Genomic DNA, 12,776 nt, shown 5'->3' on the forward strand with positions numbered 1-12,776 from the left:
TCAAAAAGTTATTTTGTTTTTTTCTAATTGATTTTCAGCTCTTAATTGTCCACAAGCTGCCGCAATGTCTTGACCTTTTGTTTCCCTAAGCGTCACATTAACATTTCTATCCTTTAATATCTTATAAAATTCTCTTTGCTTTGATTTTGACGGCGTCTTATAAATTTTACCTCCAACGGGATTATATGGAATGAGATTTACAAGGCAGTTAAACGAACTTAAAAATTCCGCTAATTCTCTTGCATCTTTTGGTTCGCAATTTAACTCATCAATTAAAATATATTCAAACGTGATTCGATTTTTTGTCTTTTTCTGATACTCTAAAAGTGCTTCCTTTAATTTATTTACATTCCAAGTTTTATTTATTGGCATGATTTGATTTCTAATTTCATCTCTCACCGAATGAAGAGAAATTGCCAAATGAATTTGAGATTCATCTACTGTAAATTTTTTTATCACTGGAACTACTCCGCTCGTCGAAATTGTAAAATTTCTTTTAGAAAAATTTTGTCCTTTTTCAGAATTTAATATGTTTATTGAGGAAAGCACGGCACAATAATTTGAAAAAGGCTCTCCCATTCCCATATAAACGACATTTCCAAGTTTTTTTCCACGCTTTAAAAGATTTTTCTGAACGTAGTAATATTGAAGCAAAATCTCTGAAACAGACAAATTGCGCTCGTAACCCATCAAAGCTGTCGCACAAAAATCACAGTTCATAAGACATCCAATTTGCGATGAAACACAGAGCGTGTACCTATTCTTGTGAGTTATTAATACGCTCTCAATAAATTTTTTATCATTTAATTCAAAAAGAAATTTTTCCGTTTCCTTGTCTTCTGAAATTTGATGAGTTTTAAATTCTAATTTTTTCACAAAAAAGCTTTTTTTCAAAATTTCTCTATCTTTTTTTGAAATATTTGAAAAATTGTCAAAGTTAAACTCAAGTTTGCTGTGAAGCCAGTCGAATACTTGATTTGCATTAAATTTTTTGAGTCCTGCCAAAAGAAATTTTTCTTGTAACTCTTCCAAATTTAATCCTAAAATATCAATTTTTTCCATATTTTTATTTTTCTCTCTCCTTTTTTACTTTTAAAACTTTCACATTTAATATCATATCACATTTTTTAAAATATTTATACAATTTTTTAAATTTAAAAAAAATAAATAAATTACTTTGATTATCAAAATTATAAATTTTATTTTTAAAAAAAATAATTCTTGTAAAAAATATAAAAAATATGGTATTATTTAGATAAATGTATGAAAAATGATTTTTTTAATAATTAAATTAGGAGGAAATAATGGTAATAAAACCTAGATTAAAAGGTGGATTAGCTCTGACTAATCACCCAATAGGAGCAAAAGAATTTGTAAAAAGACAAATTGACTATATAAAATCACAAGATAAATATACAGGACCAAAAAAAGTTTTAATAATAGGTTCATCGTCGGGATACGGGCTTTCAACAAGAATTTCACTAGCTTTCGGTACTGGAGCCGAAACAATTGGAGTCGCATTTGAAAAAGGTGTTGAAGGAAAAAGAATTGGTTCTGCTGGTTGGTGGAACACAATCGCTTTTACTGAAGCTGCAAAAAAAGAAGGAATTCCTGCAAAAAATTTTATTGGGGACGCTTTTTCCAACGAAATGAAAGATGAAGTCATAAAATACATAAAAGAAGAATTTGGTGGAAAAATTGACTTAGTAATTTATAGCTTGGCAAGTGGAGTGAGAACTGACCCAAAAGATGGAAAAACTTACAGATCTGCACTAAAATCTACAAAAGAAGAAATCACAGGTCCTACAATAAATTTTGAAAAAGAAACAATGGAAGAAACTACAATGGAAATTGCCACACCTGAAGAAATTAAGAGCACAGTAAAAGTAATGGGTGGTGAAGACTGGAAACTGTGGATTGAAGCTCTTTCAAATGCAAATGTCCTAGCAGATGGGTTTAAAACAGTAGCTTATTCATATTTAGGACCAAAAGTAACTTACGGAATTTACAAAGACGGTACAATTGGAGCTGCAAAAAGAGATTTAGAACATACAGCTGATATTTTAAATGACTATTTAAAAGAAAAAGTCAATGGAGAAGCATATGTTTCACTAAGTAAAGCGCTAATGACAAGAGCTAGTGCTGTTATTCCAATATTCCCGCTATATGCCGCATTACTTTATAAAGTTATGAAAGAAAAAGGAATTCACGAAGGAACAATTCAGCAAAAACATAGATTACTAAAAGATATGGTTTATGGAAATAACCGTGTAATTGATGATGAGAGAAGATTAAGACCTGACAACTTGGAAATGAGAGAAGATGTCCAAGCTGAGGTAGAAGCTTTATGGGACAAAGTAACACCTGAGAACTTTAAGGAAGTTAGTGATTACAAAGGTGCAAGAGAAGAATTCATGCAATTAAATGGATTTGATTTTGACAATGTCGACTACGATGCTGACATTGACATCGAAGAATTAGCAAAACTTCATCCATAATTTTAAAATAAAAATTACGCTGAAAATTTGTAATTTTAACTTTTTAGAAGTCTGAAATTATAAATAATCAGCGATTTTTTTATCCTTTATTTTTTCATTTCATTTTTTTAATTTATCTTTTCAAAATTTTAAAATTTAAATATTTTGATTTTAGTTCAAATTATTTTATTTTTGAGAAAAATTCAAATTTATTTAACTCCCCAAGTATTTGGACTTTTACTCCATTCAAGTGCAATTTCTGCTTCTTCTTTTGTCAAATAATCTGTATTTTTAAGTAAATTTATCAAAACATTAAAATTTGACAGGGAACTAAATTTACAGTTAAACTTGTCATAATTTTCTTTTGCGGCATCAAATCCATAAGTAAAAATTGATTTTACTTCCATATCAGCCACTCCTTCTTTTTGAAGCACATCAACGGCAATTAAGCTGCTTTTCCCAGTCGTAATCAAATCTTCAATTACAACAACCTTTTTCCCTTTGACTTCAGCACCTTCAATCTGTTTTCCAGCTCCGTGATCTTTTGGTTTATTTCTGACATACGCAAGAGGTTTTTTCATTCTGTCCGCAATAAATGAGGCCCAAGGAATTCCCGCAGTTGCAACTCCCACAATTACATCTGCATCACTGTCAATTGCCTGTACAAATCCATCTACAATGACATCTCTCTCATCAGAAAATCCCAAGACAAATCTGTTGTCACAATAAATTGGACTTTTTATTCCAGACGCAAATATAAAAGGCTCATTTACATTGATTTTCACCGCTTTTACATCAAATAACGCCTTTGCCACTCTCTCTTCCAAACTTAAATTTTTACTCATAAAATTCCACTTCCCTTCCATTTTCTAACCTATCACTAAATTTTCCATTTTCAAAAACAATTTTCCCATTAACAATTGTCAAAATATTTTTGCCTTTTAATTTCCAGTTTTCATAAGGTGTCCATCCACATTTTGACTCAATTGTGTCGTCAATTCCAACAGTCCATTCTTTTGATAAATCAACAGCTATAATATCTGCAAAATATCCTTCTTTTAGTTTTCCTCTTTTTCTGATTTTCATTATTTTTGCAGGATTTTCACACATCAGTTTTTGAATTGTTTCCAATTTCACTCTTTTTTCATTATAGGCATTTAGCATTAAAGCAAGTGAAGTTTCCACTCCTGGCATTCCAAAAGTTATCTTTTCTAATTTTTCTGAAATTAGGTGTGGTGCATGATCCGTTCCAATTGTATCAATTTCACCATTATTTAACACTTCCCACAAAAATTCATTGTCAGCTTTTGTTCTAAGTTCTGGTTTCATTCTCAAAAGCATTTTATTTCTTTTGGTACTTTCTCTAATTTCTTCGTTCAAAAACAAGTGATGTGGTGTAACTTCTGCATAAATGGGATGCTTTTCGTTGTTAAAATCCTTATCTTTTTTCGCATTCAAAACTTTAATCAATTCTTCTTTTGACGGAATGTGGCAGACATAAAGTCCATTTCCATAATCTTTATTAAGTTTTAGTGCTTTGTCAATCATCTCATTTTCAGCATGAACCAACACTAATTTAGAATTTTCAAACACTTTTTTTAAAATTTCGTCATCTTCAATAAGCATTTCTCCTGTCGAAACATTCATAAATATTTTTACAGTATTTACTTTGCCGCTTTCAATAACTTTTTTTATTTCACTGGTGTTATCATTTTTACTTCCACCAAAATGAAATCCATAATTTACAATAGATTTTCTAGCCACCAATTTCTTTTTTCTTCCAGCGCTTTTAAACTTGTCGTCGTCGGAATTGTATTTGGCATATCATAAAATGTTGTAATTCCTGCTTTAGCACATGCTCTGCTTCCTGTTGCAAAATCTTCTTTATGAGTAAATCTACTCTCTCATATGCGTATGAATATCAATAACTCCTGGCATTACTAATTTCCCGTTCAAATCAATAATTTTTAAATTCTTGTCGCTATTTTCTTTCTTAAATTCTTCAATTTCACTTTCCAAAATTTTTTCGCCAACTTTAAAAATTTTATCGTCTAAAATTAAAAGCTCAATTTGTTTTCCAAAAACATCAACACCATTTTTCAAAAATAACACTTCTTTCTCCTTTCTATCTCTATTTTGCTTTTATATTTTACCACAATAAATAATTTTTGTCTTTTTATTTTTTATTTCTCGAATGATATTTCCTAATTTTTTTTATTTTCTAAATTAAAAAGGTTAAATTAACGAGAAAATTGTGATATAATTTTTAAATAATATTATTTATTTAATAAGAAATTTTAATATTTATTATTTAAAAAATATAAATAATAATAACTATAAATAACAGAAGGAAAAAGAATGATTAACACAAAAAAATATTTAAAAGGCCTAAAAGCTGGAATTGGAATGGGAGTTGCATATATTCCATTTGGTCTGACAGTTGGGCTGATTGCTAAAAATAATGGAATGTATACGATTGTTACGGCAGCGATGTCATTTGGAATTTATGCCGGTGGCTCGGAAGCTATGCTTTTGAAAATGGTTTATGTGCAGCATTCTACAGTGATTGAAGTCATAATTTCAGTACTTATGATAAATTTGAGATATTTGCTTTTAAATTTACTAATTTTCAGGCAATTAAAAAATGGAACTAAATTATTTGAAAAAATACTTGTTGGAGTTGGACTTACTGATGAAACGATAACTTATGCGATTATAAAGGAAGAAAATTCACCTTGGTATATAATTGGGCTAAATACAGTTCCATATTTCTGCTATGCTGGAAGCTCTGTTCTAGGCTCACTTTTTGGAAATATGATACCAGAAGTTTTTCGTGCAAGTCTAAGTTTTATTTTATATTCGATATATTTTAGTTTGCTTGTGATGTCACTGCAAAAATTGCCAAAGTTTTTTGAAGTTGTAATTTATGTAATTGCCGCAAAACTGGCATTTATGTATTTGCCAATTTTAAATAAAGTAAGTAGCGGATGGGCAATGATTTTAATTATGATAGGTTCAAGTTTAATTTATGCGGTAAGACATAGAAAGGATGAGGTAAAAGAAAATGAATAATTTGGAAGTTTTTAAAGTAATTGTCATTTCGGCGTTGGTAACGGTGGCTTTAAGGCTTTTGCCGCTGTTTGTAAAGATTCCAAAAAATCCAATAATGAATAAATTTTTTGAGGCATTGCCGTATTCGGTACTGGCACTTATGATTTTTCCGGATATTTTCACTTCAGGCGGTACAACTCCTTATGACATTGTAAAAATATTGATTGGAATGGTTGTCGTTGCTTTTTTATCACTAAAAAGATTTGGACTTGGAATTATTGTTTCGGTGTCGCTTGTTATGATATTTTTATTTGATTTGGCAAAGATTTATTTAATAAAATAAAAAAGAAGCGAGATTTTTTTCGCTTTTTTTATATTATTTTTTATTTTTATGTATGAATAACTATTTCTTCCATTGGTATATCACTCTGAACCACCCATTCAAGGCCCAATCTTGTAAAATATAAAATACTTTCATTTACAATTCTGCTGTAACCATTTAATTTTATTTCAACATTCGCCCAATTTAATCGATACATATAATCTAATACATCCAAAATCTGATTTTTGGAACGAATCTCACACTTTCTTGCAAATGATTTTAAATTTTCATTTTCTAAAATCTCAATTATCTCCGCCAAATCAGAAAAATTATTTAAATCTGGCAATTTATCAATGGACAAAACCCATAAAAGTGTCTGCGCCGTTTCCAGTCTAAAATAAAACTCCACATTTAATTGATAATTTTCCTTTTTATTTTCCAAAAATTCTCTTTCCCGCTTTGTTAAAAATTCCTTAAACTGATATTTCTTCTCAAAAATCTCAATTATATCACTCAAATTTTTTAACATATTCTCTTTTTTCTCAAGAAATGTCTGCGCTGCAATTCTAGTTATAACAATTGCCACAACTTTTCTTATAATTTCCCATTTTTTTCTTATTTTTACATCTTTTTCAGATATATTCACTTCCATTTTATCGTAAAACGGCATTTTATCTTTTTCCATTAACTTTATATTTCTTTCCATTCTGTCAGCATCTTCTTTTGTCTGCTCAAAATTTTCAAACATTTTTTCAGAAAGTGGCGGAATAAAATCTGAGAAATCCCATTTTTCTTCATCTCGCACAAGATTTTTTTTGTCATAATGATAATGTTTTAATCTTTTTGCTATTAAAAATTTTTGAAATCCGTAAAAAAACTCAGTTACTTTTTTTCTTAAAAGTTCATCATCGTCTCTTTTATTTTTATTTAACATTTCAACGGCTATCAATATTCTAGTATATTTTGAAATTTCTTTTTCATTCAAATTTTTAAAAGTTTCAAATTTTAACTTTTCTAAAAACAGCTCCATAAAAAATTCAGTTTCCAAAATATATTTGGGACTTGGATTTACTTGAATTGACAATTTTCTATCATTTTTTAAAACCAAAAAAAACTTTTTTGTCTTTGATGTTATCTCTTTGTCAGCTTCATTAGTAACTGACTTTATTTTATCAGCGTATGCTTCAAAAAAATTTTTTAAAATTTTCTCTTCCGTTTTATCTTTTGAAAAGCAGATAATCAATCTTTCTTTTCGTTTCTTTCTAAAAAACTTTAACACACCCACAGTGATTTTTTTCCTTTCTTAAAATTTAGTTTTCAAAATTATCCAATTCCTTTTCTAGTATAGTAATTATACTTGCTCCCGCTGGTATCATTTCCAAAATTTTTTGATAAAGTTCTTTTCTTTTATTTCGGCACGCTTTTAAAAATATAAGACAATCCTGTTTTTTTCTAAGTCTTAAATTATAACCATCGACCAAAAAAATTCTAAAATTCATAGTCTGAAAAGTTCCTCTTTTTATAAACATTCTAGTAAGTATTGCCATAGTAACTTCATTAATGTTAAAATAAATTTCTTTTTTTTTAATCCGATTTATAAATGTAAATATAAATTCCCCATCTAACTCTTCCAATTTTTCAGATTTATATTTTATCTTTTCTGATATTTTTCTAAAAATAAAATATAAAACATAAAATATCAATATATAAACTATTATCACAATTTTCTCCTTTTTCTAAACTAATCTATTCAAGAACACCGTTGCTAAACTTAAAAAAATCAAAAAGCCAAAGCAATCTGTCGCAGTTGTGAGCACGACAGCTGATGCCATCGCTGGATCAATTTTCATCGCTTTTAGTGTAATTGGAATCAAAAAACCTATCATACAGGCGATTACTAAATTTCCTACCATCGCTAAAAACACAATAAGACCCATATAAAAATTTCCACAAAATGCCCATATTATTGCGCCACACAAAATTCCTAAAAGCGCTCCGTTAATTGCTCCAACCAAAAAAGTTTTTGCGATTATTCCTATTGTATCTTTAAAATCGACTTCTCCCAATGCTAATGCCCGAATTGTTACTGAAAGTGCCTGTGTCCCTGCATTTCCACCCATTCCACTAATAATTGTCATTATTGATGACAAGATAACTACTTTTTCCACAGTTCCTGAAAATAATTTTATAACAAACGATGCCAAGAAAGCTGTTCCTAAATTTATTACAAGCCACGGGAGTCTCTGTTTTACTGAAAACCAAAAACTTGAATAAATTTCTTCTTCTTCCGAAACTCCTCCTAATTTTAAAATATCTTCTGTATTTTCTTCTTGAATTACATCTATTATGTCATCTATCGTAATGATTCCCAAAATAATTTTTTTGTGATTTGTAACTGGAACTACTTTTAAATCATATCTTGAAACTAGCCTTGCCACTTCTTCCTGATCCTGTTCGACATAGACATATTTGGGATTATCGTCCATAATATCCACTAATTTTGTGTCATCAGAAGAAATTAAAATATCTCTTAAATCTACTTCGCCTATCAGCTCTTTTTTTTTGTTTGTCACAAAAATCGTCTCTATAACTTCAGTTCGTGGAGCAATCACTTTTAATTTTTTCATGACATCTTTTACTTCAAGATTTCCTTTGAATGCTATGTACTGAGTCGTCATAATACCTCCAGCAGTATCTTCTTCATAACCCAATAACTCTCTTATTTTATTTGCTTGTGAACGCTTCATTTTATTAAGTATCGATTTACTTTTTTGAATATCAATAAATCCCAAAATATCGGCAACATCGTCTGGTGACATATAGCTTAAAATATCAATTGCTTCTTCATCTGAAAGTAAATCTATAATTCTAGTTTGCAGCTCTTCATCCGCTTGTTCCAAAATTCCTGCTTTATTTTCATCGCTCATAAGCTCAAAAATTCTCATTAATTCATCGTCTTTAAGTTCTTCAAAACTTTCTGCAACATCAATTGAATGATTGTCATCCAAATACTCTTCCAGCTCTTTTTCAGTTTCAATTTTCTGGATTTCCTGCGCCATTTCCTCAGGCGAAAATCTTTCCTCCTCTTCTTCTTCAACTTCTTCATCGTCCGAAATACGCTCTCTAATTTCTTTTTTTAATTTTTCTACATCTTCTTCTGAAATTTCTGAATTTTGCAAATTTTCTAAATTTTCTTTACTTTTTTTACTCTCTTCACTACTTTCTTTATTTTTTCTATTTTCTAAACTTTCTTCAAAATCTTTTTCAAAATTTTCTTTATTTTTTACATTTTTCATCCAGCACCTCTCTTTTTTTGTAAACTAAATTTTATTTATAATTTTGAAAAATAAGTTACCGCAAGTACAGTTTTCATATCCCGTGTAACATTCAAAATGTCTTTCACATCGACCCACAAAACTTTCAAGTCTTCTCCGTGGTCAAGTGACAGTTCTTTTGGTTTAATTTTGTCAGATTTCAATCTTGCGCCGTAAAAATGCAAACTTTCAGTCGTATATCCTGGAGATACATAAAGTCCATGCGGCAATTTTTTTATATCCGTTAAATCTTCCTTAACATACCCCGTTTCTTCTCTAAGCTCTCTAAAAACCGCTTCATCAGGATTTTCCCCCGGATCTATCAATCCAGCACAAATTTCTACCATATAGCCTTTTGGTCCAGGTCTATACTGTTTTACCAAAATCACTTTTTCTTTAGTTTCATTAAACAAAACTATGCATACTGCATCAGATTTTGCCAAATACTCCAATGTTATTCCAGTTGTTGGATGTAACATTTTCTCTCCTTTTAAAAATTTAAAACTGCTATCCATTTTTATTTTCCTTTCTATAATTTATCTATAATTTTAAATTTCATTCAAAAATTTTTCTCTTTCTTATTTTATCAGTTATTCCAAAAAAAATAAAGTAATTTATTACAAAATTTAAAATTTTCTTTATTTTAAGCACTTTTTTTGATATAATATAACTAATTATAAAATAAAATATTAACAGGGAGGAATTTATTTGATATCTACAAGTAACTTATCAGTTCAATTTGGTTCAAGAAAACTTTTTGACGAAGTAAACATAAAATTTACAGAAGGAAACTGCTATGGAATAATTGGTCCAAATGGGGCAGGAAAATCTACATTTTTAAAAGTTTTAACAGGAGAAATGGAATCAACTTCGGGAGAAGTTATTATAGACAAAGGAAAAAGATTATCTTTTTTGAAACAGGATCACTTCGCTTACGAAGATGAAGAAGTATTAAATGTCGTAATGATGGGACATACAAAATTATACGACATCATGAAACAAAAAGAAGCACTTTATTCAAAAGAAGAATTTACCGAAGAAGATGGAAATCTAGCTGCTGAACTGGAAGGGGAATTTGCTGAATTAGATGGCTGGGATGCAGAAACAAATGCTGAAAAATTTTTAATTGGACTTGGAGTCAATGCCGAATCGCATCATAAATTAATGAAAGAATTGACTGAGCCAGAAAAAGTAAAAGTGCTATTAGCACAGGCAATTTTTGGAAATCCAGATATTTTATTATTGGATGAGCCTACAAATGGACTTGACTTACATGCTGTAAAATGGCTGGAAGATTTTTTAATGGATTTGGAAAATACAACAGTTTTAGTTGTTTCACACGACAGACACTTTTTAAATAAAGTTTGTACTCACATTGCCGATATTGATTACGGAAAAATTAAAATGTTTGTTGGAAACTACGACTTTTGGTATGAATCAAATCAATTAATGCAAGAATTAATAAGAAATCAAAACAAAAAATTGGAACAAAAGAAAAAGGAATTACAGGACTTTATTGCTCGATTTTCTGCCAACGCCTCAAAATCAAAACAGGCGACTAGCCGTAAAAAACAATTAGAAAAACTACAATTTGAAGATATGCAAATCTCAAACCGTAAATATCCGTATATTGAGTTCAAACCTGAGCGTGAAGCTGGAAACAACATGTTAAAAGTGGAAAATTTATCAAAAACTGTAGATGGGGAAAAAGTCATTGATAACATTTCATTTACAATAAATACTGGTGACAAAGTTGTAATTTTGTCAAATAATGATATTGCCAAAACTACTCTTTTCCAACTTTTAGCCGGAGAAATTGAGCCTGATGAAGGAAAAATTGAATGGGGTGTTACAACTTCTCAAAGTTATTTTCCAAAAGACAATTCCAAATACTTTGAAGGTGTGGATTTATCGCTAATTGACTGGCTAAGACAATTTTCAAACGACCAGCACGAAGAATATGTGAGAGGATTTTTAGGAAGAATGCTATTTTCTGGTGAAGAAGCTACAAAAAAAGCAAAAGTCTTATCAGGAGGAGAAAAAGTTAGATGTATGCTGTCAAAAATGATGCTATCGAATGCCAATGTCTTACTTTTGGATAATCCGACCGACCATTTGGATTTGGAAAGTATCACTTCATTAAATAAATCTCTGGAAAGATTCCCAGGAACAATTTTATTTACGACACACGACCATGAATTTATTCAGACAATTGCAAACAAAATAATTGAAATTACACCAAAAGGAATTCTTGAGAAAGAAATGGAATATGACGACTATTTAAACGATGAAAACGTACAAGAAAAATTAGAAGAGATGTATAAATAGTTTTTTTAATAATACCTTTTCTCATTTAAACAGTAGATTTATAATAAAATTTTTTTATAAGTAAATGAATATAAAAAAACTATCTCGAATCAATTGCACGAGATAGTTTATTTTTTTATTTAATTTATTTATGCTTCAACTCTTTCAGGGTAAATACTAACTCTTTTTTTACCTTTTCCAAATTTTTCAAATTTTACAAATCCATCTGCTACTGCAAATAAAGTGTAATCTTTTCCTAATTTTGCATTAGTTCCTGCATAAAATTTAGTTCCTCTTTGTCTTACGATAATGTTTCCTGATTTTACAGCTTCTCCATCATATTTTTTAATTCCTAAATATTTAGGATTTGAATCTCTACCATTTCTAGTTGAACCTTGTCCTTTTTTTGAGGCAAATAACTGTAAATTTAATTTTAATATCATTTCTGACCTCCTTGTTTATTCTTTCGCTAATTTTTTAATTTACTCAAATTTTACAAATTCTTTGTATTCATATACAATATCTTTCAAATAAGAATACATTGATTCTGTCAAAATGTCAACTTTTTTAAATTCTTCATCCGATAAATTAGAATTTTGCAAATCACAAATTAATTTCCCACTCTCGTCTATTTCATATTTTACTTTTCCATTTAACTTCAAAATTTCTAAAATTCCATTTAAAGTCATCTGTGAAACCGACGAAACCGCAGCACATACAATATCTTCACCGTGATTGGCATAATCTGCATGTTCACTAATTTTAAAATACACAATTCTATTTTTTTCTCGCTTTATTTTTATCTTTATCATTTTTCTCTTTAAAAACTAATTATATTGATTTAATTTCAATAGTTGTATATTGTTGTCTGTGACCTTTTTTTCTGTAATAAGTTTTTTTGTTGTATTTGAAGTTGATTTTTTTCTCACCTTTTCCATGTTCTTTAACTACTGCTACAACTTTTGCACCTTCTACAAAAGGAGTACCAACTGTTATATTGTCCCCTTCTCCTACCATAAGAACTTCTTTAATTTCAATTTCTGAATTAACTTCAGCTGCTAATTTTTCCACTTTTAACACAGTTCCAACTTCTACTTTATACTGTTTTCCACCTGTTTTAATTACTGCAAACATTTAAGTTCACCTCCACATTATTTTTATTTTTTTCGCTATATTTGGTATTAGCCACCAATTCTAAGCGTAAAAATATTTTACTACATTTTCTTTTATTTGTCAAACTTTTTGAAACAACATTTCCTATTTTTATAGGATTAATAAAAATGCCGTAAATATTAAAAAAACAGA

The 12,776-nt window shown here is 29.3% G+C and carries 15 protein-coding genes; 4 read left to right on the top strand and 11 right to left on the bottom strand.

Going from position 1 to position 12,776, the window contains the following annotated elements; translation table 11 throughout:
• A complete protein-coding gene (gene rlmN / locus AB8B22_RS05760) occupies window positions 1-1,062 on the bottom strand; it encodes a 23S rRNA (adenine(2503)-C(2))-methyltransferase RlmN (RefSeq protein WP_369710400.1) in 1,062 nt (353 codons plus the stop codon).
• A gap of 242 nt (window positions 1,063-1,304) precedes the next feature.
• Between rlmN and fabV the strand changes: the two genes are divergently transcribed.
• Window positions 1,305-2,498 (top strand): enoyl-ACP reductase FabV, encoded by a 1,194-nt coding sequence (fabV, locus tag AB8B22_RS05765; RefSeq protein ID WP_369710401.1) that lies wholly within the window; start codon window positions 1,305-1,307, stop codon window positions 2,496-2,498.
• Window positions 2,499-2,686: 188 nt separating this feature from the next.
• On the opposite strand, the gene pyrE is transcribed toward fabV, so the two are convergent.
• The 3 genes from pyrE to AB8B22_RS05780 all read right to left on the bottom strand — a co-directional run bounded on the left by pyrE (window position 2,687) and on the right by AB8B22_RS05780 (window position 4,589).
• Window positions 2,687-3,322, bottom strand: a complete 636-nt coding sequence (pyrE, locus tag AB8B22_RS05770) for an orotate phosphoribosyltransferase (protein ID WP_369710402.1) — start codon at window positions 3,320-3,322, stop codon at window positions 2,687-2,689.
• Complete coding sequence (locus tag AB8B22_RS05775) at window positions 3,315-4,241, bottom strand: dihydroorotase (protein WP_369710403.1); 927 nt, start codon at window positions 4,239-4,241, stop codon at window positions 3,315-3,317. Before AB8B22_RS05775 ends, pyrE begins: the two co-directional genes overlap by 8 nt.
• Window positions 4,242-4,373: 132 nt before the next feature.
• Window positions 4,374-4,589 carry a hypothetical protein gene (locus AB8B22_RS05780; protein ID WP_369710404.1) on the bottom strand — a complete coding sequence of 72 codons (216 nt, stop codon included), beginning with the start codon at window positions 4,587-4,589 and terminating at the stop codon, window positions 4,374-4,376.
• A 246-nt stretch (window positions 4,590-4,835) separates the two neighbouring features.
• Between AB8B22_RS05780 and AB8B22_RS05785 the strand changes: the two genes are divergently transcribed.
• Both AB8B22_RS05785 and AB8B22_RS05790 read left to right on the top strand, forming a co-directional pair.
• Entirely contained in the window at window positions 4,836-5,549 is a 714-nt protein-coding gene (locus AB8B22_RS05785; protein WP_369710405.1) for an AzlC family ABC transporter permease, read from the top strand.
• Window positions 5,542-5,871: an AzlD domain-containing protein gene (locus tag AB8B22_RS05790; RefSeq protein ID WP_369710406.1), complete on the top strand. Its 330-nt coding sequence runs from the start codon at window positions 5,542-5,544 to the stop codon at window positions 5,869-5,871. Before AB8B22_RS05785 ends, AB8B22_RS05790 begins: the two co-directional genes overlap by 8 nt.
• A gap of 46 nt (window positions 5,872-5,917) precedes the next feature.
• On the opposite strand, the gene AB8B22_RS05795 is transcribed toward AB8B22_RS05790, so the two are convergent.
• The 4 genes from AB8B22_RS05795 to AB8B22_RS05810 are packed head-to-tail and all read right to left on the bottom strand — an operon-like array spanning window position 5,918 to window position 9,643.
• Window positions 5,918-7,135: a DUF4272 domain-containing protein gene (locus AB8B22_RS05795; RefSeq protein WP_369710407.1), complete on the bottom strand. Its 1,218-nt coding sequence runs from the start codon at window positions 7,133-7,135 to the stop codon at window positions 5,918-5,920.
• A gap of 25 nt (window positions 7,136-7,160) precedes the next feature.
• Window positions 7,161-7,571, bottom strand: coding sequence for a hypothetical protein (locus tag AB8B22_RS05800; RefSeq protein WP_369710408.1), 411 nt, complete (start codon window positions 7,569-7,571; stop codon window positions 7,161-7,163).
• 15 nt (window positions 7,572-7,586) lie between these two features.
• Entirely contained in the window at window positions 7,587-9,146 is a 1,560-nt protein-coding gene (gene mgtE / locus AB8B22_RS05805) for a magnesium transporter (protein ID WP_369710409.1), read from the bottom strand.
• 35 nt (window positions 9,147-9,181) lie between these two features.
• A complete protein-coding gene (locus AB8B22_RS05810; protein WP_369710410.1) occupies window positions 9,182-9,643 on the bottom strand; it encodes an NUDIX hydrolase in 462 nt (153 codons plus the stop codon).
• Between the two features lie 229 nt (window positions 9,644-9,872).
• On the opposite strand from AB8B22_RS05810, the gene AB8B22_RS05815 reads away from it, so the two are divergent.
• The gene (locus tag AB8B22_RS05815) at window positions 9,873-11,492 is read left to right on the top strand and encodes an ABC-F family ATP-binding cassette domain-containing protein (protein ID WP_369710411.1); all 1,620 of its coding nucleotides are present in this window, start codon (window positions 9,873-9,875) and stop codon (window positions 11,490-11,492) included.
• Between the two features lie 128 nt (window positions 11,493-11,620).
• On the opposite strand, the gene rpmA is transcribed toward AB8B22_RS05815, so the two are convergent.
• From rpmA to rplU, 3 genes are read right to left on the bottom strand one after another with little or no spacing between them, the layout of a single operon-like run.
• Window positions 11,621-11,914: a 50S ribosomal protein L27 gene (gene rpmA, locus AB8B22_RS05820; RefSeq protein WP_094080553.1), complete on the bottom strand. Its 294-nt coding sequence runs from the start codon at window positions 11,912-11,914 to the stop codon at window positions 11,621-11,623.
• Between the two features lie 39 nt (window positions 11,915-11,953).
• On the bottom strand, window positions 11,954-12,283 hold the full coding sequence (locus AB8B22_RS05825) for a ribosomal-processing cysteine protease Prp (protein WP_369710412.1): 330 nt from the start codon (window positions 12,281-12,283) through the stop codon (window positions 11,954-11,956).
• A gap of 19 nt (window positions 12,284-12,302) precedes the next feature.
• The gene (gene rplU, locus AB8B22_RS05830) at window positions 12,303-12,605 is read right to left on the bottom strand and encodes a 50S ribosomal protein L21 (RefSeq protein WP_369710413.1); all 303 of its coding nucleotides are present in this window, start codon (window positions 12,603-12,605) and stop codon (window positions 12,303-12,305) included.
• Window positions 12,606-12,776: the final 171 nt, after the last annotated feature.

Origin of the sequence: Leptotrichia rugosa, from assembly GCF_041200005.1 — a bacterium.
Classification (GTDB): Bacteria; Fusobacteriota; Fusobacteriia; order Fusobacteriales; family Leptotrichiaceae; genus Leptotrichia; species Leptotrichia rugosa.

Excerpts from the sequence above, each read along its gene's own strand:
- pyrE (WP_369710402.1), bottom strand. The coding sequence starts at position 3,322 with ATGAGTAAAAATTTAAGTTTGGAAGAGAGAGTGGCAAAGGCGTTATTT.
- fabV (WP_369710401.1), top strand. The coding sequence starts at position 1,305 with ATGGTAATAAAACCTAGATTAAAAGGTGGATTAGCTCTGACTAATCAC.
- rplU (WP_369710413.1), bottom strand. The coding sequence starts at position 12,605 with ATGTTTGCAGTAATTAAAACAGGTGGAAAACAGTATAAAGTAGAAGTT.
- AB8B22_RS05790 (WP_369710406.1), top strand. The coding sequence starts at position 5,542 with ATGAATAATTTGGAAGTTTTTAAAGTAATTGTCATTTCGGCGTTGGTA.
- rlmN (WP_369710400.1), bottom strand. The coding sequence starts at position 1,062 with ATGGAAAAAATTGATATTTTAGGATTAAATTTGGAAGAGTTACAAGAA.
- AB8B22_RS05810 (WP_369710410.1), bottom strand. The coding sequence starts at position 9,643 with ATGTTACATCCAACAACTGGAATAACATTGGAGTATTTGGCAAAATCT.
- rpmA (WP_094080553.1), bottom strand. The coding sequence starts at position 11,914 with ATGATATTAAAATTAAATTTACAGTTATTTGCCTCAAAAAAAGGACAA.
- AB8B22_RS05785 (WP_369710405.1), top strand. The coding sequence starts at position 4,836 with ATGATTAACACAAAAAAATATTTAAAAGGCCTAAAAGCTGGAATTGGA.
- AB8B22_RS05825 (WP_369710412.1), bottom strand. The coding sequence starts at position 12,283 with ATGATAAAGATAAAAATAAAGCGAGAAAAAAATAGAATTGTGTATTTT.
- mgtE (WP_369710409.1), bottom strand. The coding sequence starts at position 9,146 with ATGAAAAATGTAAAAAATAAAGAAAATTTTGAAAAAGATTTTGAAGAA.